Annotated in this window: 30 protein-coding genes and 1 pseudogene; 15 read left to right on the top strand and 16 right to left on the bottom strand. The window is 39.8% G+C overall.

The window, feature by feature from the left end:
• The first annotated feature begins 73 nt into the window (after window positions 1–73).
• Together JEU79_RS00235 and JEU79_RS00240 are read left to right on the top strand one after the other, a co-directional pair.
• The gene (locus JEU79_RS00235; protein WP_198262465.1) at window positions 74–604 is read left to right on the top strand and encodes a thioredoxin family protein; all 531 of its coding nucleotides are present in this window, start codon (window positions 74–76) and stop codon (window positions 602–604) included.
• A 52-nt stretch (window positions 605–656) separates the two neighbouring features.
• Window positions 657–1,340 (top strand): response regulator transcription factor, encoded by a 684-nt coding sequence (locus JEU79_RS00240; RefSeq protein WP_198262466.1) that lies wholly within the window; start codon window positions 657–659, stop codon window positions 1,338–1,340.
• Between the two features lie 26 nt (window positions 1,341–1,366).
• Here JEU79_RS00240 and JEU79_RS00245 read toward each other — a convergent pair whose 3' ends face one another.
• Window positions 1,367–1,519, bottom strand: coding sequence for a hypothetical protein (locus JEU79_RS00245; protein ID WP_198262467.1), 153 nt, complete (start codon window positions 1,517–1,519; stop codon window positions 1,367–1,369).
• 3 nt (window positions 1,520–1,522) lie between these two features.
• On the opposite strand from JEU79_RS00245, the gene JEU79_RS00250 reads away from it, so the two are divergent.
• From JEU79_RS00250 to JEU79_RS00285, 8 genes are all read left to right on the top strand, one after another.
• Window positions 1,523–2,626, top strand: coding sequence for a sensor histidine kinase (locus tag JEU79_RS00250; RefSeq protein ID WP_198262468.1), 1,104 nt, complete (start codon window positions 1,523–1,525; stop codon window positions 2,624–2,626).
• A gap of 142 nt (window positions 2,627–2,768) precedes the next feature.
• Entirely contained in the window at window positions 2,769–3,236 is a 468-nt protein-coding gene (locus JEU79_RS00255) for a TlpA family protein disulfide reductase (RefSeq protein WP_214660464.1), read from the top strand.
• A gap of 188 nt (window positions 3,237–3,424) precedes the next feature.
• On the top strand, window positions 3,425–4,408 hold the full coding sequence (locus JEU79_RS00260; protein ID WP_198262470.1) for a molybdate ABC transporter substrate-binding protein: 984 nt from the start codon (window positions 3,425–3,427) through the stop codon (window positions 4,406–4,408).
• A gap of 285 nt (window positions 4,409–4,693) precedes the next feature.
• The gene (locus JEU79_RS00265; protein WP_246540464.1) at window positions 4,694–7,153 is read left to right on the top strand and encodes a sensor histidine kinase; all 2,460 of its coding nucleotides are present in this window, start codon (window positions 4,694–4,696) and stop codon (window positions 7,151–7,153) included.
• The gene (locus tag JEU79_RS00270) at window positions 7,150–7,767 is read left to right on the top strand and encodes a response regulator transcription factor (RefSeq protein ID WP_198262472.1); all 618 of its coding nucleotides are present in this window, start codon (window positions 7,150–7,152) and stop codon (window positions 7,765–7,767) included. Before JEU79_RS00265 ends, JEU79_RS00270 begins: the two co-directional genes overlap by 4 nt.
• A gap of 83 nt (window positions 7,768–7,850) precedes the next feature.
• Entirely contained in the window at window positions 7,851–8,393 is a 543-nt protein-coding gene (locus JEU79_RS00275) for a hypothetical protein (protein WP_198262473.1), read from the top strand.
• A 253-nt stretch (window positions 8,394–8,646) separates the two neighbouring features.
• On the top strand, window positions 8,647–9,180 hold the full coding sequence (locus JEU79_RS00280; RefSeq protein WP_198262474.1) for an RNA polymerase sigma factor: 534 nt from the start codon (window positions 8,647–8,649) through the stop codon (window positions 9,178–9,180).
• An 18-nt stretch (window positions 9,181–9,198) separates the two neighbouring features.
• Window positions 9,199–9,951: a hypothetical protein gene (locus tag JEU79_RS00285; protein ID WP_198262475.1), complete on the top strand. Its 753-nt coding sequence runs from the start codon at window positions 9,199–9,201 to the stop codon at window positions 9,949–9,951.
• A 299-nt stretch (window positions 9,952–10,250) separates the two neighbouring features.
• Here the strand turns inward: JEU79_RS00285 and JEU79_RS00290 are convergent, their stop codons facing one another.
• The 12 genes from JEU79_RS00290 to JEU79_RS00345 all read right to left on the bottom strand — a co-directional run bounded on the left by JEU79_RS00290 (window position 10,251) and on the right by JEU79_RS00345 (window position 16,692).
• Complete coding sequence (locus JEU79_RS00290) at window positions 10,251–11,600, bottom strand: porin (RefSeq protein ID WP_214660465.1); 1,350 nt, start codon at window positions 11,598–11,600, stop codon at window positions 10,251–10,253.
• A complete protein-coding gene (locus JEU79_RS00295; RefSeq protein WP_198264586.1) occupies window positions 11,597–12,121 on the bottom strand; it encodes a hypothetical protein in 525 nt (174 codons plus the stop codon). Before JEU79_RS00295 ends, JEU79_RS00290 begins: the two co-directional genes overlap by 4 nt.
• Before the next feature lie 493 nt (window positions 12,122–12,614).
• Window positions 12,615–13,127: an Eco57I restriction-modification methylase domain-containing protein gene (locus JEU79_RS00300; protein ID WP_198262478.1), complete on the bottom strand. Its 513-nt coding sequence runs from the start codon at window positions 13,125–13,127 to the stop codon at window positions 12,615–12,617.
• A 28-nt stretch (window positions 13,128–13,155) separates the two neighbouring features.
• A complete protein-coding gene (locus JEU79_RS00305) occupies window positions 13,156–13,314 on the bottom strand; it encodes a hypothetical protein (protein ID WP_198262479.1) in 159 nt (52 codons plus the stop codon).
• Window positions 13,311–13,502, bottom strand: coding sequence for a hypothetical protein (locus tag JEU79_RS00310; RefSeq protein WP_198262480.1), 192 nt, complete (start codon window positions 13,500–13,502; stop codon window positions 13,311–13,313). The genes JEU79_RS00305 and JEU79_RS00310 overlap by 4 nt, the downstream gene beginning before the upstream one ends.
• Before the next feature lie 115 nt (window positions 13,503–13,617).
• Complete coding sequence (locus JEU79_RS00315; protein WP_198262481.1) at window positions 13,618–14,037, bottom strand: cupredoxin domain-containing protein; 420 nt, start codon at window positions 14,035–14,037, stop codon at window positions 13,618–13,620.
• A 44-nt stretch (window positions 14,038–14,081) separates the two neighbouring features.
• Entirely contained in the window at window positions 14,082–14,372 is a 291-nt protein-coding gene (locus JEU79_RS00320; RefSeq protein ID WP_198262482.1) for a hypothetical protein, read from the bottom strand.
• Between the two features lie 92 nt (window positions 14,373–14,464).
• A complete protein-coding gene (locus tag JEU79_RS00325) occupies window positions 14,465–14,764 on the bottom strand; it encodes a hypothetical protein (protein WP_198262483.1) in 300 nt (99 codons plus the stop codon).
• Window positions 14,765–14,987: 223 nt separating this feature from the next.
• Complete coding sequence (locus tag JEU79_RS25840) at window positions 14,988–15,185, bottom strand: hypothetical protein (RefSeq protein ID WP_246539859.1); 198 nt, start codon at window positions 15,183–15,185, stop codon at window positions 14,988–14,990.
• 345 nt (window positions 15,186–15,530) lie between these two features.
• Entirely contained in the window at window positions 15,531–16,307 is a 777-nt protein-coding gene (locus JEU79_RS00335; RefSeq protein WP_198262484.1) for an IS3 family transposase, read from the bottom strand.
• A complete protein-coding gene (locus tag JEU79_RS00340) occupies window positions 16,249–16,395 on the bottom strand; it encodes a hypothetical protein (RefSeq protein ID WP_198262485.1) in 147 nt (48 codons plus the stop codon). Before JEU79_RS00340 ends, JEU79_RS00335 begins: the two co-directional genes overlap by 59 nt.
• Window positions 16,396–16,449: 54 nt before the next feature.
• The gene (locus JEU79_RS00345; RefSeq protein ID WP_198262486.1) at window positions 16,450–16,692 is read right to left on the bottom strand and encodes a transposase; all 243 of its coding nucleotides are present in this window, start codon (window positions 16,690–16,692) and stop codon (window positions 16,450–16,452) included.
• Between the two features lie 67 nt (window positions 16,693–16,759).
• Here JEU79_RS00345 and JEU79_RS00350 point away from each other — a divergent pair.
• A pseudogene (locus JEU79_RS00350) lies at window positions 16,760–17,314 on the top strand (IS3 family transposase); the annotation flags it as partial.
• A gap of 256 nt (window positions 17,315–17,570) precedes the next feature.
• Here the strand turns inward: JEU79_RS00350 and JEU79_RS00355 are convergent.
• Complete coding sequence (locus JEU79_RS00355; protein WP_198262487.1) at window positions 17,571–17,918, bottom strand: hypothetical protein; 348 nt, start codon at window positions 17,916–17,918, stop codon at window positions 17,571–17,573.
• A 326-nt stretch (window positions 17,919–18,244) separates the two neighbouring features.
• On the opposite strand from JEU79_RS00355, the gene JEU79_RS00360 reads away from it, so the two are divergent.
• The 4 genes from JEU79_RS00360 (at window position 18,245) to tsaC (ending at window position 20,899) form a co-directional block, all read left to right on the top strand.
• Window positions 18,245–18,508, top strand: a complete 264-nt coding sequence (locus tag JEU79_RS00360) for a hypothetical protein (RefSeq protein ID WP_198262488.1) — start codon at window positions 18,245–18,247, stop codon at window positions 18,506–18,508.
• 122 nt (window positions 18,509–18,630) lie between these two features.
• Window positions 18,631–19,776, top strand: a complete 1,146-nt coding sequence (gene dprA, locus JEU79_RS00365; protein WP_198262489.1) for a DNA-processing protein DprA — start codon at window positions 18,631–18,633, stop codon at window positions 19,774–19,776.
• Between the two features lie 75 nt (window positions 19,777–19,851).
• The gene (locus tag JEU79_RS00370) at window positions 19,852–20,364 is read left to right on the top strand and encodes a Smg family protein (protein ID WP_198262490.1); all 513 of its coding nucleotides are present in this window, start codon (window positions 19,852–19,854) and stop codon (window positions 20,362–20,364) included.
• Complete coding sequence (gene tsaC, locus JEU79_RS00375) at window positions 20,339–20,899, top strand: L-threonylcarbamoyladenylate synthase type 1 TsaC (RefSeq protein WP_198262491.1); 561 nt, start codon at window positions 20,339–20,341, stop codon at window positions 20,897–20,899. The genes JEU79_RS00370 and tsaC overlap by 26 nt, the downstream gene beginning before the upstream one ends.
• Window positions 20,900–21,048: 149 nt before the next feature.
• On the opposite strand, the gene groL is transcribed toward tsaC, so the two are convergent.
• Entirely contained in the window at window positions 21,049–22,698 is a 1,650-nt protein-coding gene (gene groL / locus JEU79_RS00380) for a chaperonin GroEL (RefSeq protein ID WP_198262492.1), read from the bottom strand.
• Between the two features lie 74 nt (window positions 22,699–22,772).
• Window positions 22,773–23,060 (bottom strand): co-chaperone GroES, encoded by a 288-nt coding sequence (gene groES / locus JEU79_RS00385; protein ID WP_198262493.1) that lies wholly within the window; start codon window positions 23,058–23,060, stop codon window positions 22,773–22,775.
• Window positions 23,061–23,255: the final 195 nt, after the last annotated feature.

Consider the following 23,255-nt stretch of genomic DNA (forward strand, 5'->3'; position numbering starts at 1 on the left):
GCTTAATTTCTCGCTATTTTCTCTATTTTAAGTCTATACTTTATACCATCATCTTTAATATTACAGGTAAAAAATGTTGTTTTTAACAATAAAAAACACGCTGCTAATGACGCTTATTTTATTGCTGAGTTTATTAGCGCCACTCATATTAGCCGATCATAAAACCACGACCGAGATGCATCGCCCCTCCATAGTGCCAATCAGCAACCTTGCCCAATTGGCGACTCTGGCTAAAAAAAGACAATTACCCATTTTATTATTGTTTAGTACCGAAGGCTGTCCTTATTGCGAACAAATAAAGGAAGAATTTCTTGTCCCCATGCTGATATCAGGTGAATATACCCATAGAGTCATTATTCGTGAATTAGAAGTCGCTGATGAAACCGACATTATTGATTTTAGCGGCAAAAAAATCACTAGCTATGCATTCAGTCGCCGCTATAAAGTGCGCTTATTCCCCACCACAGCCTTTATCGACCATCAAGGCACTGCCTTAACAGAAAATATTATTGGCATTAACACCCCCTCTCTTTTCGGCGGGACCCTCGATGACCATATTGATGATGCATTAAGCTTAGTGAAAGGCCAATCACCCCTGCAGTAATTGCCTTTAAACTAGAGTAGAATGAGTAATTTCACACGCATTTAATGACTTAATGACACATATTTTAGTAGTTGAAGACAATCCGGATATTTTAAGTAATTTACATGATTATTTAAGCTTAAAAGGCTATATCATTGACTGTGCCGATAATGGTCTCACGGCCTTACACCTCATTAGTTCGCAAAGTTATGATTTAATTATTCTCGACATCATGTTGCCCGGTGTTGATGGTCTGAGTATTTGCCATAGTCTGAGAAACGATGCACATTTGAACACGCCCGTGATCATGCTTACTGCTAGGGATCAACTCGAAGACAAACTCTTAGGTTTTCAAAATGGAGCTGACGACTATCTGGTTAAACCCTTTGACCTCAGCGAATTACTGGTGAGAGTGGAAGCCATTTTACGTCGTAGCCAAGCCAAGGATTTGCACAGTGAACTACAAGTTGGTGATTTAAAATTCAACCTCAATACCATGAGTGTCAGTCGTGCAGGTGATACGATCCAACTCAAGCCTGCCGCCTTGAAAATCTTACAAAAACTGATGCAAGCCTCACCCAATGTGGTCAAAAAAGAAACCCTGGAAGAATTACTCTGGGGAGATGACTTGCCGGATAAGGACAATTTAAAAGCACATATCTATTTATTACGGAATAAAATTGATAAACCCTATCAACAAAAACGATTGATCACCGTACATGGTTTCGGCTACAAACTCATTGCCAATAATGATTAAGCATGCTTAAACATCAAAAACACAGCCTACACCAAGTTATAAAAAGTGCTTTTTTTCGCCTCACGGCCGCCGTCAGCATCAGCTTTGCCATCGTGTCCATCAGCCTGATCAGCTTTACTGAAAATAATTTGTTCATCCCCCATATGCAACATGACTTTGAGCACATGATACATATTCATGCAATGCACACGGGTTTTGTTGTCGATCATTATAAAGATTCTGTTTTTTATCGCACCGATAAAGAGACTATGCATCGTTTGCCCAGCTATTTACAATCGCTGTCTGTGGGTAAACATGAAGTGCTACACAATGACAAAGCATTTCATATTTTAGTGAAACAGGATGGCCAATTTCGCTATTTTTTTGAGGTCAATGAAAGTGACTTTGAGCAAATGGAACAAATGATTATTGCCATCATTGTTATTGCCATGTTTCTTAGCTGGACCGTGGCCAGTTTTTCCAGTCGTTTCTTGTCCCGAAAAATACTCGATCCCATTCAAGTGCTTTCCGATAAAATACGTCTGATGGATCAGAACATGAGTAATATCCATCTCATTGATGAATTTGCCGATGATGAAGTGGGACAGCTCGCCCGTTTTTTTGATGATTATAATCACAAAATCAACACCTATCTCACCCGAGAAAAATTATTCACCAGTGATGTCAGCCATGAACTACGCACACCGCTAATGGTGATCAGTAGCTCTTGTGAACTACTCTTGGCACAATCCGAAATAGAAACACACTCAGAATCAAAACAACAGGCGCAATTATTAAAAATACAATCCGCCTGTCAGGAAATGAAAAGCCTGGTCACTATCTTTTTAGCCCTGGCACGAAATGATGAAGTTAATCCCAACCTGACCAGCCTATCGGAGGTTTTAAGTCAGCAGTATGAAAAATATTTGCCCATAGCTGAAGCAAAGGGGCTTAAACTCATTTGTCTGCCCGACAATGATGCCAGCCATACAGAAAAACGTTATTCAGAAGAATTTCTCACCATTATTATCGGCAATTTACTGGGCAATGCCATTAAGTACACCTTGCAAGGTGAAATTGTTATCAGCTTTAATGAGCAAGGTTTTTCCATTCGTGACACCGGCCCCGGCATTCCCGATGAAATTGCTGATTCAGTGTTTGATCCCTTCATTCAATATAAAACCAATCAAAATGATGGTATTGGCCTTGGCTTATCCATTGTCAAACGCATTTGTGAAAAGAAAGGCTGGGAAGCACACATTGAAAGTGACAAAGACAAGGGCACGATAGTAAGCATTGTTTTTTGATCGGTCAATACGTATTATCAATAGCGTCATTATTTTTTATAATTGCCTTAACTATTAACTATTAACTATTAACTAGAGTGGTATTCAGCGTATGAAAATAACATCTCGCCTCATTGTCTCAATATTTAGCTTATTTTTTTTCTTGAGCGCAGCTAACCTTCACGCTGAAAAAATACCTGAGCTATCATTAATGGGCATTGATGATCAGCAACATGCAATGAGTGACTATATCGGCAAAGGTAAATGGGTGATTGTTAATATCTGGGGTCCCAAGTGCCCACCCTGTGTTGAAGAAATGCCGGAACTACAAAGCTTTCATGAAGATCACCAAAATAAGGATGCCATTGTCGTTGGTATTGCCATTGATTATCCAAGCTTTGGCCCCGGCAATGCACAGGATGTGCGTGAGTTTGCTGAAGACAATTTTATTTCTTATCCCCTACTCTTAGGTGATACACAAAGCAGTGAACAGCTTGGCGCAGGTCCCTTAAGCGGTACACCGACCACCCTATTATTTACCCCTTCTGGCAAGCTTGAAGGTATGCAAGTTGGCGCCATCACACAAAAAATTCTCGAAGATTTTATAGCCTCAAACCCAGTCCAGCCTTGAATCTTACAATCATAACCTATGGTTGACCCTAGGTCGCTCTGGGGTACGCTCCGGTTACATCACTGATATTATTATCCTAAGCTAGCATTACAAACTTACTCATACTATTTCTTTAAAAATAATGAGTATTCAATAGTAATGAGCTGTTTTTAATAGAATCAAACTATTTTTATAGATAGGATAAAAAAATGAAAATAATAAAGAACTTCACCCGATTAGCCGCGACCACACTGATGGCAAGTGCCATTTTAAGTGCGCCAACTTTCGCTGCAAAAGATGCAGGACATGGGCATGACTACCGTACTTTCCACGCTGATAACAAAATCGACTATGGCAACATTGGTGCATCTTATACCTCTGACCTGGTCATGTATTTAGCTGGTAACCAGTTCATGGTGATGAAAGAATTGATTCAGGATTTTCAAGGCAAAAACTCTGATATTAAAACGATCTATGTTGAAACCATTCCACCGGGCCAAATCCTAAAAGGACAAATCTTAAAGCAGGGTGAAATTGACGGTCAAAAGACAGCTCAAAACCCTGATTTATATGCCAGTGTAAACCTTGGACACCTTAAGAAGTTAAAAGCTAAGGGCGTTATGAGTGATTATAAAATATACACTCACAATAAGCTTGAGCTAATGGTCGCTAAGGGCAATCCTAAGGGTATTAAAGGTGCAAAAGACTTAGGTAGAGATGACCTAGTACAATCACACCCAAATCCTTTAACTGAAGGTATCTTCAAGTTCTATGGTTCACAAATGCTTAAAGACCTGGGTTTATATGAAAAAGTAACCGCGGGTAAAAAATGTAAGGGTTGTTGGGCAATCGAAGGCAAAACTTGGTTCACTAAGCGTCATCACCGTGAAACCCCTTACCGTATTGAAAATGGTCAGGCTGATGTTGGTATCGTTTGGACAAGTGAAGTAAAACATGCTCTTGCTGAAGGCCGTAAAGTTGAAGGTGTTGCCATTGCCGCACCATTCAACATGGGACATAAAGTCGGTTATGCTATCGGCTCTTTAAGCACGGGTAAAAACCAGAAAAACGCTAGCCGTTTTCTTGCATATTTGAGCACCTCTCAAGCCCAGGATATTTATGCAAAATATGGTTTTGTTAAAGCCACTGCTGAAGATCTAAAACTTAAGCCAATCCCTAGTAAGAAAAAATAATAATTAGTATCCATCCGTTTATTGCATTTGGTTGAGCTTCCCTCTTCTAAAGAAGGGGGAAGCTCAAAGCTGGATTTACGGATGAACTCTAACAAACAATCATTAAACGCTTTCCTTTTTTAGCAAGAAACAGTTCGAATGGGCTGTTTCTTTTTTTTTCTGTTTTACCCGTATAATTTACTCGCTTTACGTTATTCTTTTTTATAATATGACCTATTCCTAATGTCCTGAGATCACTCTTAGCATATGTTGCTGAAAAACTTACTCATTCTAATTTGCCTGTTGATGCTCCCAATAAGTATCAATCTGGCAAAAGAAGCACCCGAACAGGCATCTCATGTGCCATTAATTCGCATTGGCGTATTGGCCTTTCGTGGCAAAACTGAAGCCGCACAACGCTGGTCTGCTACTGCTGAATACCTTAAGCAACAAATTCCCAAGTACCGTTTTGAAATTTTACCCTTGAACCTGACAGAGATGTCTCTGGCAATTGAAGCAAAATACATTCACTTTGCGCTCACAAATCCCGGCAATTATGTTGCACTTGAAGATCGCTATGGCATATCCCGTATTGCTACCTTACAAACCTTAAGACGCGGACAATTGAGTACCAGTTTTGGTTCATTGATCATCACTCAGGCTAATAATCCCGATATTAAGACGCTGGACGATCTTAAAAACCATAGTTTTATGGCCGTTAGCCCTAATGCTTTTGGTGGCTTTCAATTGGCATGGCGTGAGTTAGCCGATCACAATATTGATCCATTTAGCGACTTTTCTGCCTTACAATTTGTTGGCTTTCCACAGGATAATATCGTTTATGCCGTACGTGATAACAAAATTGATGCCGGTACTATTCGCGTGGAGATTTTGTTGCGCCTCATTGATGAGGGCAAAGTTAACTATAATGATTTTCGCATCCTTAATTCAAAATCTAAAGCCAATTTAATAAGCAATGATGCCTACCCTTTAAGCACTCGACTCTACCCTGAATGGCCATTCTCACGTTTAAAAGAGACCTCCTATAAACTGTCCACACAGGTTGCTTTAGCACTGTATAGTATGCCTCAGGATCACCCTGCCGCTCGTTCATCGCATACTGCTGGATGGACTATTCCTCTTGATTATTCACCGGTCTATGAATTAATGAGAAGCCTGAAAATTGGTCCCTATGAAGTTTTACGGCAAACTTCCTTACCCGCCATTATAAAAAAATATGCCTTATGGTTACTGGTGGTGGCTTTGCTGCTGGGCCTATTAGTTATTTTTAATTTTTATGTCTCACGTACCAATCGAAAATTACGCAAAATTGGCGCTGTTTTACGCAATGAAATCACTGAACGTGAGCGTTCGCAAAATATGTTGGCACGCTATAAAGACACCTTGCAAGATAAAATCTATGAGCGTACCAACGAATTAAATCAAACCAATTTATCTCTAAGAAAAAGTCAGGTTGCCTTACAAAAACTCGCTGATATCACCATGACCCCTTTGCTCTCACATGATGAAAAATTATTAAAATTACTCGAAGCGGGGCGAGAATATTATCACTTGCCTGTTGCGGTACTTTCCAGCGTCGAAACCAGCACTGAGAATAGTCATTCTCAAAATAATCAGCCGCTCACCAAAAAAGCACTCATGTGCAAAGTCTCTGGCAGTATTGATACACAAGATCAACCATCAGGCCCGCTCAACATTGATTGCATTAATCGTGTCGTTGAGCAGATGGGTGAGCCTCTGGATATTCCTGACTTGGATAGTTTCACTTTTAATACCAGCCCCAATACAAGCCCTAGGTCAAAACAAAGTCATTGTATGCAAGGCGGATTAAAAAACTACCTTGCTGCGGCCATTCTAGTTAAAGGCAAGGCACATTGTGTACTGGAATTTGGCGGCATTCAATCACGCGCCGAGGCCTATAGTCATTGGGATCATAATATTCTACGCCTCATGGCACAATGGATTGGCAGTGAATTAGAACGTAAATATGCCCATGAAGAACAACAACGCCACCAAATCGAATTGGCGCGCATCTCCCGCTTAACTGCCATGGGGGAAATGGCCGCAAGCCTTGCCCATGAATTGAATCAGCCATTAACAGGTTCTATCAATTATAGTAGCGGCTGTATTCGTATGCTTAAAGAGGGTGACTTTGATACCGACAAATTATTATTAGGACTTGAACGCTCTGTTGAAGGGGCAACATTGGCCGCCGATATTATTCGTCAATTACGCGAATTTGTGCAAAAAGGTGAGTCAAAACGAACCGCAGTCATTCTCAATAAGGCCGTTTCGAATGTCATGGAATTACTAAAACCTGAATTAAGACGACATCATATTGAGGTCAAGCTAAATCTGTTAACCACTATTGACACTGTACTTGTTAACTTAATTCAAATTGAGCAGGTTATTCTCAATTTTATTCGCAATTCAATTGATGCGATGGAAAATATTAACTCCACACAACGGCAGCTCATCATTTCTACCTTTCAAGAAAATGACATTGTCAGCCTTTCGGTGCAAGATAGTGGGGAAGGCATAGAAGAAGATAAACTCAGTTCTATTTTTGACGCTTTTTATACCAGTAAGGCTGAAGGCATGGGCATGGGCTTATCCATTAGTCGTTCTATAGTAGAGTCTAATAATGGTCGAATTATGGCCAAAAATCTCCCGCAGGGTGGCAGTCTTTTTGCTTTTGAATTACCTGCTTTTTTTGAAACAAGTTTGCCCGGTAATAAGCAATGAAATCTGAAATGCAACCGACTGTCTACATTATTGATGATGACAAATATGCACGTGAATCTTTAGAATGGCTGGTTGACTCCGTTCATCTCCCGGTGAAAGCATTTGAAGGAGGACAGCATTTTCTCGACTTTTATAAAAAAGGTCTACCCGGCTGTGCCGTGATGGATGTGCGTATGCCGGATATTAATGGCATTGATCTACACATTAAGTTAAAAGAACAAGGGGCTATCTTACCGGTGATTATTATGACCGGTCATGCCGATGTGCCCATGGCGATTCGTGCCATGAAAGCAGGCGTCTATGATTTTATTGAAAAGCCTTATAATGATACTCTGATGTTACAACGCATTCAAAGTGCCATGAACTACGATAGTGATAAACGTCAGGATCAAATTCGTGTCGATGAGATTAAGGCGCACCTTGATGCACTCACACCGCGAGAAAGAGAAGTTTTAGGTTTTGTCCTACATTCTACCGCCAATAAAATTATTGCCTCAGAACTCAAAATCAGTATCAAAACAGTTGAATTACATCGCGCTAATCTCATGACTAAAATGCAAACGAAATCTGTAACCGAATTAGTCAGGCTGGCCCTCATTGCTGGCTTGGAATAAGCTGCGTTTTCCTGCATAATAGCTACATTATTTCTTATCCCTTACATCATCAATAATAACAATATTGCACGGAGATCATTTTAATGACAGCAACACGGAAAATTATCTACTCTCTCTCTTTGGCTACAATTGCAACATCCCTACTCCTGACTTCCGGTTGCTCAAATAAAACCTTAAGCGACTATGTCACCGTTACCAACAAATCAGAAATTATTACCAATCCTCCTGGTGCAACGATTGTTGTCGATGATAAAGAAGTCGGTACTTCACCCATGATTTTTGAAGGTGAGAATATTTTCCCTCCACATTGGGAAGGCACTTCTTATATGGTCAAGAGTCGTTTGGAAGTTAAAAGAAATGGTTGTAAAACTGAAACCCGTATTATTAAAGATCCTATTCCAAAAAGCATTAATATTAAACTGGACTGTCAAGAACAATATAGAGTTGAAGAGCCTACTCATGCACAGCCTATGATGCAACGTCAGTCCGCACCGATGCCAGCACCTGTCATGATGCCAAAAAGTGTTGAAGATCGCTTGCTACAGATACAAAATTTGTACAAGAAAGGTTTGATCACTGATGCTGAAAATGCTGAATTACGTAAAAAAGCCTTAAAAGATCTCTAAACAAGCCACGTACTTGGGCATCCTGCCCAAGTACCACGATGTCTGTCATGGGTGAAATGCCCATGATCTCAGACTAGATATGACTCTCAAGCACCTCCCCCCATTAGCTCTTTTCTCCCTGAGTCTTTAGCATTTTTCTGTCAAATTTGTGATTCTTTTCCGTATTTTCAAAAATAAATGCTATTATAGTCAACTTTATGGAATAAAATCTTAGGGACTTACGTCTTATATAAGCTCGGACTAATTTTAATCTATGTCAATATTACAATTTTGTTTTCGTAATAAGCAGTTAGAACAAAGACTTGAAACATGCAGAGAACGTTTATATCGCATTGCTTTTGCATGGTGTCACGATGAGATGCTGGCTGATGATTTGGTGCAGGACACCTTGGTCAAGGCATTGTTACGCCTGAATCAATTAAAAAACCCCGAGGTGCTTGAATCTTGGGCAATCAGCATACTTAATAATTCTTGGCGGGATTATTTGCGGCGAAAAAAAGAATTCACCGATATTGATGAATTAGTTTATTGCTCAGATGAAACGCCGGATTATATACACGAGCGTGAACGCACTATCAATCAGGTTCGCCATGCGGTCAGCCAACTGCCAATGGGACAACGGCAGGTTGTGGCCTTAGTGGATCTGGAAGGTATGACCTATAACCATGTATCTCAAGTACTAGAGATTCCTGTGGGTACTGTCATGAGTCGCCTGAACCGTGCCCGTAAAGCCATGTTGAAGCAATTAAGCAATGATACCAATATTGTGAAATTGCATCAGCAATAGATCAATGGAGGTTAGAAAATGAATCATTCAATTTCAACTGAAATGTTAAACGCCTATATCGACAATGAGCTGGATAAAAAAGAATCTCAGGAAATCGAAAGGGCCATTAAAAATGATAGTGAGCTAAGTAGACGGCTGGATGAAATTCAACAGCTTAAGCTGAAAGTCCAAGCGAGCTATGCGACTATTAGAGCACCGCTTCGTCAGGATGTTCCCATGGCAAAATCAAATTGGTTGCCGACCACAATAGCCGCCTCCTTAACCTTGGCAGTTGGTGTTTCTTCCGGTTGGTATGGCCATCAATATATTGATGCTGGAGTTGTTTTGGGTGGTGCTATCGGCTCAGTGAATCAGGATGCCAGTGTCGAGAATCTGCTCGGTGTAAAGTTACAACCGGTGCAGGCACAGGATGATAAAATCATTATCCATTTGGCACAAAATGATCGGGCTTTATTTGATAAGGCATTGGCAAAAGCGGAAGCCTTATTGGATCGCTTTGAAAAGATGGAGCAAAAAGGGTCAATTCAAGTGTTAGCCAACTCCTATGGCATGGATATTTTACGCAATGATAAGAGTCATTATAAAGAGCGCATTACTAAAATGATCAATGAAAATGACAATATTGAATTTGTTGCTTGTTCTAACACCATTAAACGTATGGAAGAAAGTGGTAAACAGGTTGATTTGATCGAGGGTGTGCAAGTACATGGCCCTGTAATTGATGAAATTGTGACCCACATGCAGGATGGTTGGACCTATATTAAGATTTAATATCGACCGTTGCTATTACAAAGAAAGGGCGATGAACTGAGTTCATCGCCCTTTTTTTTGTCTTTGATTTAGTTTTTCATTGCTAACGATTTAGCCTATTTTTTTAATACCCTAATGATTTTAAGGCCGTAGGGTGGGCATGGCTTTATCTGCCCACGCTGAAGGTTTGATTTATGACCAACAACAGCGTGGGCAGATAAAGCCATGCCCACCCTACGAACCGAGCAAAAAAAAAGGTGAATAAGCCTAAACTTATTCACCTTCAATGATAAATCTTTTTCTAAGAAAAAGTTTTTAGCTTAGAAAATTGCAGTAACTTGGAATGATAAGATATCACCGAAGTCATTTATAATGTCATCGGCAGTATTATTATCATAGGCTTTAGCATCACGAAATGCATAGTTAACCGTTGCACGGGTTTTCTTGTTAAAGAAATACTGTGCACCAAGAGTCCATGTATCAAAACGGCGCTCATTACCACCACCGTTATTTGTATTCACTGAACCATCAGTACCTCTATTATAACGATCAAAACGTGCTGCAAGTTCTAATTTAGGTAACACTTTATAGCCAAAATCTAGATACCAACCATCAGCTTCTTCATCAGTTAGAATATTAAAGCCAGCAGCAATCGGTGCACCATTTGGTGCCTTTCCTACATTTCCTGGAATAGTACCACCAGTAGTACCATTAAAAATCATACCTTTAGCTTTATTATATTCAGCAGAAGCACGAATTTTTCCTTTACGGTAGGTTGTTCCTATACCCCAACGTTTTCTGTCAAATTCATCTTCAACATAAGATGCAGGATTACCTTTACCATTATTCGTACTAGTAAGAATTTCTCTAGTACCTTTGGTATACCAAGCAAATGTTTTCCAACCATCTCGACGCGCACGCTTACCGGTATAGACCTGTTCAGCAGAGAAATACAAATAATAATCTTTATTATTATTATAGTCGCCCTGGTTCAAACCAGTACCATTACCAACCATACCAGAGTAACTAAACTCCCAATCTTCCATACCATCAAAAACGAAAGTATCAAATACTTGAATACCGGTATCACGAGCGGCACCAAATGCAGTCCATTCATTGCCACTCTTACATGTACTTTGATAGGATGAATTACCAGCTGTGAGACCATCAATACAAGCTAATTGTCCATCAACATCAAAATGGCGTTCTAATAGCTGTTGATTTGCATAACTGGTAAAATTAATCCAGTCAAATAAGGCAATACCCTGATACACTTCTTCACTCATTGGCGTCTTAAACTGGCCAACACGTACACGAGCACCTTTAATATGGTTAAAAGTCACACTGGCATCGGTTAATTCAACCGCTGAACCATATTCTGTAATACCGTTCTTACCAAATTCCGCCAAAATGAAATAGTTGATTTTATCATCTAATGGAAAGCCCGCACCACGAATACCAATACGTGCACGACGTAATTGGAATTGTGAGTTACTATCCAGATTTGGACCTATACTATTAAATGCTGCATCTTGACCCTTCCAAGCTCCTGCTGCTAATTTATCATTTTCAACACGCTCATACTGAGGCTGTAAGAAACCCCAAACTTTTGCCAAGCCGATAAACAAAAGTGTTGATATTTTTGTATAAAAACACCCATATTTGCTCAAAGTAATGAATTTCCAAGTTTAGAAATAGTTTTTAACAATGCTTGTCTTTTGATTTTGTTATCTTCATTATGTGCTACTTCACTTAATGCTGATAACTCTTTATGTTTCTTATTATCTGCATCAAATTCTGGTAAATTCATGTGTTTAAACACATTACCCACTTGAATTGAAATATTATGACTATCAATAAAAGCTTGTACTGTAGAGCTGTTTAGTAAACCACAAAGATAATAGGCTGGCTCTGAATCATAAAAATCAACAAAAAACAATTTGTGGTCGGGAACAAAAACTTTTTGACCACTGATAGGATCGTTACCTTTTGTAATGACTGCCGCTCTAAATGATTTATTGCCAGGCTGTTCAGGCCATACCACTTTAAATGGTGCGAAAGTATAACTGCCAACATTTGAAATACAGAAATAAGGTGCGTGTTCTGTCATTCGTTTGCTATATGTTGATCTTAAAATAAGCTGGTCTTGATAGGTGCTAAAAAATCCTTCACACTTTGGTTTGTCTTCCATGTCATTTTCACAATCTTCTAATAACTGTTTTGTGATCCCCTTATTAGGCACCAGTACATATAAATCTTTTTTGATTGAGACATAACATTCCTGTATATCTCCAGCCCCTTAACTAAAGGATATAGAAAATCAGGTTCTATCCAAAACTTTCTTGCTGGTTTTACTTTTCATTTCTTCCAAAGTCAGGGCAGGTTTCAATTTGCACCAAATTATTATTTTTATTTGTATCAATAATTTTTACAAAATAAATACCATTTAATTCTGTGGTTACTCCTTTTCTGCCGTTAACCCAAGTGCTTGCACCAGTGATCTTTTAAATGCTTTAAAACCACCTTTCGGTGTAATAGCCCATGGTGAATCACCTCCCGTAACAGGGGTTGCCTCACACTTATCAATGTCAACTGAATCAAGAGCTTCTTGTTTTGTGAGGTGAGCAGGGATTGCTTTTTATTTCCTTTAGCCGCTTCCCATATAGCATAGGGTATAGGATATTTTATTGTGTTACCTTTGCATTTTTTAGCAATAAAATAGCTGTTTTATTGGCTGCATCAGGAAATGGCTTTAAAGCTTTTAGATCATCAATCCCTACAGGTTGAATGATCTGATTATTTCCGATATAAAATGATCGAAAACCTGCTGAAGATGGTGATTGAAAATGAGTTTGCGTGATAACAAATGCTAAAATTCCGTCTTCATCTTTGAGCCATTTATCTGCAACGGTATAGGTGATCATTCCTGATATATCAAGTTCATTTCCACCATGAAATTTTGTTTTTGAGAAAATTCCATAATGATCACAGGTTGGCTTTATACGTTCACGGTATAATTCGGGTAATTTTGACCATCTGACCCAAGGTGGATTACCAACAACCACATCAAACTTTCCTGCAATAGCAGACCAGAAGAAATTACGCACTATACGAAACCAGATACCATTCCAGTTTCTTTCATGTAAATCCAGAATTTTTTCATAAGTATGCTTGAGTGGTGATCTCCATTCTTTCATTTCATTGGATGTAATTAATTTTTTTGTATTAATTTTTTTCTGTCTCACGCCACTGAGTACTTTTTGAAACTAAATTATCCATTAGTAAAAATACGGAATCTAAACGACTTCTATCAAAAGCCAATTCTGAAGGCAATAAAATTTCAAGATCGGCTACTTCACTACCAATTTTATAAGAGACAATCAATTCATCTTTTTAGGATTTCGAGCTGGGGAATACACTGCATCCGCTAAAAGAATCGGTATTTCTATATCTGTTCCTTTGTTATTGTCTAATAAATCAGAAATAGCGATTAATATATTCACTCGGGCAGTCTGGACTGCTAAAGGATTTAAATCAAAGCCCCAGACATTGTTTATGATGTGTTTTAACACTTCTAAATCACCCCACCCATCATCTGTTGCTTGTATTTTTATTTTCCTGATTAAAGCCAGTAAGAAAGAAGCTGAACCACATGTTGGATCAAGAAATCGTTGAGTTAAAAATTTTTTACATTGATTCTATCCAGAGTGACTTCAACCAACCATTCTGGTGTATAAACTTCACCCAGACTTTTCGTAGCTCATTTGGCACGAGATCTTGATAAAACGACTTAAGAACATCTTTTGAACGTGCGGAAGTTAATTTATCCGCTCTATACATGGAGAATGAAAGCAAAATACCTTTTAATCCATCAATTATTTTGGCTTGATGTTGTTTCAATCTTGCAACATCAAGATACCAACTGAAAATAACTTCTTCTCCAAACCCATTTATTCCAGCACCAGAAAAGAAATTACCCTGTTCAATTTCATATTCCATTCGGTCAATTAATAATTGACCATCAAGGCTGACTGTTTCTCTGATAAATCCTTTATAAGTGGTTAGTGCATGTTCGGCAACAACTTCTGCACCAAGAATTTTTATCAAAAGAGAGTTGTAAGTATGTATGACAAAAAGTGCAACAGGGATCTTCAATTCTTCAGACTTTTTTGTTCAGAGAAATTGACTTGAAATCCAATATTATCAAGAATCCCATTCACTTGGCTGATGGAAAGATTTGATGTTTGTCCATAAAGAGCTTTCCACTCTTCAAAGATCATTTTTATTTTATTATTATTTTTCTTTTCCAGTCGCTCTGATAATGCGTCAGATAAAGCCTGTAACATATTACAGCCAGCATCAGAACTATGACCAAAATCAGTGATTAGATTTTCTGATGTAACAGGAACCCATTTACAATCAGTCAGAGCCTTAACTATCAAAGATACACTGGATTCACTTAATGGTAATAATGCATCATGAACTATTTTTCCTCGGCTGTACCGTGCAAATGCAATATGCTCTGCATCGGTAACTATTCCAATATAATCCTCATTGTCGAGGGATTCGAGTTTAGCACGAGTCGGGATATATTTTTTAAGCGATCAAACACCGCATTTTTAAATGCAGAACTGGAAGTACTGCCATTAAATAAGCCCTTATCCTTAAATTCAATAATAACTCTGTTATAACTGGCATCAACTCTTTGCCTCTCCATTTGAAAAGGAATATTTAAAGCATCACCAATAATCTTTATCCATCCCTGGCGTACTTCTGTTTCATTGAGCCAGTTACCTTTGTCTTTCTTAAGTTGTTTGAAAATTGTTTTATTCATAATGGCTCATAGTTAATTAGGTGAAAAATAAATGATGTCTTCTGGACTAACAATGCCTTTTGCCAGACCTAAACGCATAGCGGGTGTTTTTTGTCTTTTCCTGCAATACAATAATTATAATAAACTCGGAATATATCGAGTAACTTAACAATGTTCTTTGGGTTGTAAGCAGAATACCCATACCACCTTCTGCCAGAACTGCTGGCAGATGAAATAGCTCGCTCTAATAATGATAATCTACGTCTAACCTGCATAAAAAATTATCAATCCCATGCATGGAGGCTTTGTTATATAACCATGCCTGATGGTCTTCATCATAGTCACCATAATCAGTAAGATAACAAATCGCTTTTTCTGGTTCAGACATATTAGGAAAAGGGTGTAAAAGCCATTTATCTTTCCAGTTTCCAATTTCCTGCATGTTTTCTAATCGATCTTTTATTATTTTTAATTTTATTTTATTTTTGATAAATCAGGGTGTGATGTGTCAACACTTTTCGGACAGTTTTCTAAATATTTTTGGCTGTTTCAAGTGATTTTGTCATTTTGTATTTCCTATCATTTTAGTTTCTCATGTTAACTTTAAACAGATGAAGAGAAAGGGCTTTGCCCTCTGGAACGATAGAGCCGTTCCATTCACCCAGGTATTTTCACAACGGTAATGATCCTGTTACAATATCTTCACGGCACAGGCTGAGGAGCCGATGGCCGTCAACGGTAATGGGCGGCATTTATGTCGCCTTTTACCCCTCTTCAATCAATCGATTTAAGCTATTTCCTGCTGTATTTCATAATCGACTGGTGACAAATAATCATTAGCCGAATGAAGTCGCTCCCGATTATAAAATACCTCAATATATTCAAATATTGCCTGCTTTGCTTCTACTCTGGTTTTGAATCGACAATGGTGCGTCAATTCAGTTTTCAAACTATGAAAGAAGCTCTCTGATACAGCATTGTCCCAGCAATTTCCTTTGCGGCTCATAGACTGAATTATGTTATGATCCGACAATATTTTTCTATGACTATCAGAGGCATATTGGCTACCTCGGTCAGTATGCCAAAGCAATCCATCCATTGGTTTACGCTTCCATATGGCCATCAGTAAAGCATCATTGACTAGCTTGGCTTTCATTCGCTCATCCATCGACCAGCCAACAATTTGCCTAGAGAATAAGTCAATGACAACCGCTAAATATAACCAGCCTTCCTTGGTGGCAATATAGGTAATATCACCCACATAGTAGCGATCAGGTTGAGAGACAGTAAACTCTCTTTCCAGTAAATTTGGAGATATACGCTTATTATGCTTGGAATTAGTCGTCGCTTTAAAGCGTCTCTTCGTTTTACAAAACAAACCGGCTTTTTTCATTAATCGACCAATTCTCCGGCGGCTTATATGAACGCCTTTTTCAGCCAGTTTTCTTTTTAAGACGACGGGTTCCATAAGTCTTGCGACTGTCTTCAAACAGTTTTTTAGCTGCTCAGTAAGCGCTTTCATTTTCTTTCTCTCTATCCGTTTTAGGAGAGCTAACCCAATCATAATAGCAACTACGGGAAACATCCATAAAACGGCACAGAATCGTTACCGGGTAATCTTTAGCCTGATCAGTTATCCATGCGTACTTCACAAAGTTTCCCTTGCAAAGTACGCTGTGGCCTTTTTAATAAATCACGCTCCTGAATCACTTTTGCCAATTCTTTTTCAGACGTTTTACTTCATCATAAATGTGTTCATCACTTCTATTGGCTACCGTCTTCACCGGTTTGGAATATTTACTGATCCAGGTATGTAGAGTATTTACATTAACACCTAGCTCCCTGGCAGTCTGAGAAACGGGTTGATCCGTCTCATTAGCTAATTTGACAGCTGATTCTTTAAATTCTGATGTATAGCTTTTATTCGGTTTTTTTGTTTGATCATTCATTTTAGGTCACACTTTTTATCTTTTAGTTATTTTAAGTTGTGTGTCCGGTTAAGTATAGCCGCATTAGACTAATTCCAAGCATAATAAGCGTATATCTCCAAATTTACTGGAAAGAGAGTTTACTGTCTCTCAACCTGATCGCTACTATGTGGGTGATATTACCTATATTGCCACCAAGGAAGGCTGGTTATATTTAGCGGTTGTCATTGACTTATTCTCTAGGCAAATTGTTGGCTGGTCGATGGATGAGCGAATGAAAGCCAAGCTAGTCAATGATGCTTTACTGATGGCCATATGGAAGCGTAAACCAATGGATGGATTGCTTTGGCATACTGACCGAGGTAGCCAATATGCCTCTGATAGTCATAGAAAAATATTGTCGGATCATAACATAATTCAGTCTATGAGCCGCAAAGGAAATTGCTGGGACAATGCTGTATCAGAGAGCTTCTTTCATAGTTTGAAAACTGAATTGACGCACCATTGTCGATTCAAAACCAGAGTAGAAGCAAAGCAGGCAATATTTGAATATATTGAGGTATTTTATAATCGGGAGCGACTTCATTCGGCTAATGATTATTTGTCACCAGTCGATTATGAAATACAGCAGGAAATAGCTTAAATCGATTGATTGAAGAGGGGTAAAAGGCGACATAAATGCCGCCCATTACCGTTGACGGCCATCGGCTCCTCAGCCTGTGCCGTGAAGATATTGTAACAGGATCATTACCGTTGTGAAAATACCTTGGGTGAATGGAACGGCTCTATCGTTCCAGAGGGCAAAGCCCTTTCTCTTCATCTGTTTAAAGTTAACATGAGAAACTAAAATGATAGGAAATACAAAATGACAAAATCACTTGAAACAGCCAAAAAAATATTTAGAAAACTGTCCGGAAAAGTGTTGACACATCATTATCAGGGCATGACACCTCTGGAGTTTCTTTTAAATATTCTTCAATTCGCTGTAATTCATCCCAAATTCCTTGATTGCTCTTAACTGGGAATAACTCATTACAAGACTTGCAAATCAGTTTAGTAACTGGCTTTCGACTACCACTTGATAATTTGTAGCAGTCTTTTTGTGATTTATGGAGTTTAACTTGGCTTTCTGTGCTGGCAGGAACACCATAATTTTGGCACAATGGATTTTTGCAAAAATTAACCTGAATATCGTTAATTTCAACTGGAATTCTTGGTTGTTTTATATCAGAAGATATTTTATCCATTTAGATATCCCCTTAAATGTTGATTTTACAAGAATAATAGCTTAATTTATCGCATTTATCAACACCTTTATTTATCGGCTTGAAATGATCGGGAGGTTTTAGGCTATGAAGCAGTCTATCTGGGTGAAGGTTCTCTGGAACGCAAAGGTGATCCATCCACACTTTATCTGGAAAAATCTAAATCTGAAATACAAAAGTCACATCGTGTCATTCCGATCAGCAGTGATCGAATCATTGATGCCAACTTTATCCCCAAAGCTTCCTCACTTAAACGCTCTGCCCGAATCATCGGCGTATTAACCTCAGGCATGCAACCCGGAGTCAATATGGTTGGCGCTTTAGATATTGTCATTATTGATGCCGGAATAAAAGATGGCGTTGAAACCGGTGACGTACTGAATATTTATAAGCAGGGGGCACTGGTCAAAGATCCCATTAAACCAAGAAAAATGGTTAAATTACCGAATGAGATCAATGGCGAACTCATGGTATTCCGCACCTTCAACCGTCTCAGCTATGCAATCGTCATGAAGGCTCACTCTGACTTGCGCGTTGGCGAAGAGCTTAAATCACCCTATGCTGGAAACTAAACAACAGCATTAAATAATCACTGTAAAAACTCTGGATGTTTTATTTTAGCGCTGACACTGATATCATTTAGCCTCTAAGCTGTATTTAACATCCAACCCCTATCATAATTCAGGAGGCAATCATGGATGATTTGTCATACTGGTTGGCACTGCATAAGACTTCCGGCGTCGGTTCTGCCACCTTTAATTTATTATTCGAACAATATCCTAAGCCTGCCGAATTATTTGCTTCACCTGATTCAATTCAACAGCTTAAGCTATCCCCCGTACAGAAAAGAGCGGTACAAAAAGCCGTTCTTGAGCCCAATTGGGATGCCGTAGAAAAAGAATTACGTTGGGCAGAAGATGCAGAAAATCATATTCTCTTGCTCACTCAGGACAACTATCCACAATTATTGAAAGAGATTCATTCTCCACCACCACTGCTATTTGTCAAAGGCCAGTGTGAAGTACTCAATGAGATTCAATTAGCCATGGTTGGCAGTAGAAACCCCAGTGCCGATGGCCATGAAAGCGCCTGGCAATTTGCCCACCATCTGGCACAATTTGGCATGGTGATCACCAGCGGCATGGCCTTGGGTATTGATGCACAAAGCCATTATGGTGCGCTTAAAGCGGGAGGTAAAAGCATTGCCGTCGCAGGTACGGGGCTGGATCGTATCTATCCTGCTAAGCACAAAGATCTTGCTTGGCAACTCATTGAAAACGGTGCCATCGTATCAGAACACCCTCTGGGCACTGGTCCGTTAAAACAAAATTTTCCCCAGCGTAATCGCATTATCAGTGGCCTCAGTGTTGGTACTCTTGTTGTTGAAGCGGCCCTCAAAAGTGGCTCTTTGATCACCGCCTATGCCGCTTTGGAACAAGCACGTGAAGTGTTTGCCATCCCCGGTTCAATCCATAATCCTCTCTCACGAGGCTGTCATCAGCTGATTCGCTCTGGTGCCAAACTGGTCGAAACCGCTGAAGATATTCTGGAAGAGTTATCCAGCCTGATGTTTGCTTCTCAGACACATAAGCACTCGACTAAACATTCGAGAACGCCTGAAAATCCCGAAAACAATTTAAACATTGATATTGATCCCCTATTGCCGAAAATTCAGCAAAAAATCTTAAAAAACCTAGGCTATAACCCCATCAGCATCGATATTCTCACCACCCGTTCATCATTAAGCGTGGCCGAAATCAATGCCAATGTTGTGCTGCTGGAAGTGGATGACTACATTCAATCCCATCCCGGCGGCATGATTTCACTCAAGCCGCGCTGATTTTTCCGTGCTTCCTTATGCCTGATGAATGAATTATAATGACGCTTAATTTAATCAGCAGTGATAAAATATTCTATGAAGACAGAAGTACTGGATATTCTAATGTATCTCTTTGAGACTTATCTGGAAGATGATGATTCCGATATCCCCAGTGAAGACAGTATTCGCAATGAATTATCAAAAATTGGTTTCCAGGATGCCAAGGTTACCAAGGCTTTTGACTGGCTGGACGATTTAGCTGTTTTAAAAGATGATTTTTCAGATGAAGTCACATTTAATATCAAGCAAGGTCAACACGCTGAACGATACCAGAAAAACCATAGCATACGCATTTTTAGTCCCTTGGAAATTGAAAAATTTGATATTCAGGCGCGTGGTGTATTGATTGACTTAGTCGAACTCAATGTCATTACTCCCGGTCAGCGAGAGCTTATTATTGATAAAGCCTTAGCACTCGATATTGCGCACATCGATCAGGAACAAATGAAATGGGTCATTTTAATGGTGCTATTCAATCTTCCTGACTCAGCGGGTCCTTTCACCTGGATTCAAGATTTACTGTATGAAGAAACCCCTACCGTCCATTAATCAAGCCGCACAAATACTTCAGGCTGGCGGCATTATCGCCTATCCCACCGAAGCAGTTTATGGTCTGGGCTGTCTGCCCGATCACTTAGAAAGCATTGAAAAACTCTTACACCTCAAACAACGCCCTATAGAAAAAGGGCTCATTTTATTGGCCTCTGATTTATCTCAGCTCAGTGAATATCTCAGCCCTATTGCGCCCAAAATTCTAGCGAAGCTCCAAGCTTCTTGGCCAGGCCCTAATACCTGGATACTACCAACACCCGACACGACACCCACACTGATTAAAGGCGACTTCAACACCATTGCCGTACGTATTAGCGCCCACCCCTTGGTACAACAACTTTGCCAACTCTGCCAGTCCCCCATTATTTCCACCAGCGCTAATATTACCGGCGAGGCGATGTCTTATAGCCCTGCCGATGTACGATCTCACTTTGGTGAGCAACTGGATTATATTCTTCCTGGTGAGCTGGGAGATAGTGATAAGCCCACGGTGATTATTGATGCACTTAGTGATGAAGTGATTCGCCTGTAATCAATTACCTGCAGTATGCGTTCTGAGGGGAAAAAAGATAAATGATGCAAAAAAAAGCCTGCAACTCAACTTGTCAAAAAACAAGTTAAGTGCAGGCTTTTTAGCGAGCAGGGTTTGCTCGGTGGAAGTATTCTCTTTTAAAAAAGAGTTTACATCATACCACCCATGCCACCCATGCCACCCATACCGCCGCCCATATCAGGCATTGCAGCACCGCCTTCTTGAGGCTTTTCGCTAACCATAGCTTCAGTAGTCAACATCAGACCAGAAACAGAGGCTGCGTGTTGCAAGGCTGAACGAGTCACTTTAGCAGGGTCAATAACACCCATGTCGATCATGTTGCCATAATCGCCTGTAGCAGCATTGTAACCGTAGTTACCTTTGCCATCTTTCACGTTGTTCACCACAACAGAGGCTTCGTCACCGGCATTGGTAGCGATTTGACGCATAGGCTCTTCCATCGCACGCTTCAGAATGTCAACACCGACAGTCTGGTCGTGGTTAAGTGTTTCAACCTCACCAATGGCTTGTAAAGCACGTATCAGCGCAACACCACCGCCAGGAACAACACCTTCTTCAACCGCAGCACGAGTTGCGTGCAGGGCATCTTCAACGCGGGCTTTCTTTTCTTTCATTTCTACTTCAGTTGCAGCGCCAACCTTGATGACAGCTACGCCGCCAGCCAGTTTAGCAACACGTTCCTGTAGTTTTTCACTATCATATTCAGAAGAAGTTTCTTCTAATTGGCGACGAATTTGTTCAACGCGTGAACTGATGTCACTTTCTTGGCCCGCGCCATCAATAATTGTGGTGTTTTCTTTACCAACCTGAACACGTTTTGCAGTACCTAGGTCTTCCAGAGTAACGGCTTCAAGGCTTAGGCCTACTTCTTCAGAGATAACGGTTGCGCCAGTCAGAATAGCAATATCTTGTAACATTGCTTTACGACGATCACCAAAGCCAGGCGCTTTAACTGCTGTGACTTTAACCACACCACGCATGTTATTCACCACCAGAGTTGCTAGTGCTTCACCTTCAATATCTTCTGCGATAATGAATAATGGCTTGCCCGATTTAGCAACGGCTTCTAAGACAGGCAGTAACTCACGGATGTTAGAGATTTTCTTGTCGTGTAATAAGATATAAGGGCTATCCAGATCAGCCGTCATGCTCTCTTGGTTGTTAACGAAGTAAGGTGATAAGTAACCACGGTCAAACTGCATACCTTCAACAACGTCCAGTTCATTTTCCAGACCGGTACCTTCTTCAACGGTGATAACACCTTCTTTACCGACTTTTTCCATTGAATCAGCAATGATTTTACCAATGCTTTCATCGGAGTTGGCAGAGATAGAACCAACCTGACCAATCGCAGCCGAATCTTCACATGGCTTAGCCATGGATAGAATCTGAGCCACAGCAGCGGCAACGGCTTTATCGATACCACGTTTCAAATCCATTGGATTCATGCCCGCAGCAACGGCTTTTAGGCCTTCGTTTAAGATGGATTGTGCAAGTACAGTTGCAGTCGTTGTTCCGTCACCGGCAACATCAGAAGTTTGTGAAGCCACTTCTTTAACCATTTGCGCGCCCATGTTTTCGAATTTGTTTTCTAATTCGATTTCTTTAGCAACAGAAACACCATCCTTAGTGATGGTAGGCGCACCAAAGGCTTTGTCTAATACAACGTTACGACCCTTAGGTCCTAAGGTTACTTTTACAGCATTTGCCAATGTGTTGACACCGGCGATCATTAGATGACGTGCGTCATCTCCAAATATTACTTCTTTAGCTGGCATTTTTGATACCCTCGTTAATTCTATATAGTTTTAAAGTCAGTGTTTTTTGTTAGCAGTATTTAGTCTAAAGCTGCTTATTCAACAACTGCAAGTACGTCTTCTTCACGCATAATCAGCAATGTTTCATCACTAACTTTAACTTCACTGCCAGAGTATTTTCCGAAGATGACTTTGTCACCGGTCTTCACTTCCATAGCAATCAAATCACCATTGTCAGCAGCACGGCCATTACCAACGGCAACGACTTCACCTTCAGAAGGCTTTTCAGTTGCAGAATCGGGAATATAAATACCACCAGCGGTTTTTGTTTCTTCTTCAAGACGACGCACTACAATGCGGTCACCTAATGGGCGAATGTTCACTTTAGATCTCTCCATCAGTCTTTTTAGCACTCACATTATGTGAGTGCTAATCAACATAGTTAAAAAAACCGGATAGTGTTTTTCAATTATTTCAACGCTTTGCTTTCTCAGTTTCAGCATTAAAACAATCTTAAAACATCCGGGAATTGTGTTATCAATGATTTGTTAATTTGGGACAGGGCTTTTTTTTTCAAG

This window comes from sulfur-oxidizing endosymbiont of Gigantopelta aegis, from assembly GCF_016097415.1.
Lineage (GTDB): Bacteria > Pseudomonadota > Gammaproteobacteria > GRL18 > GRL18 > GRL18.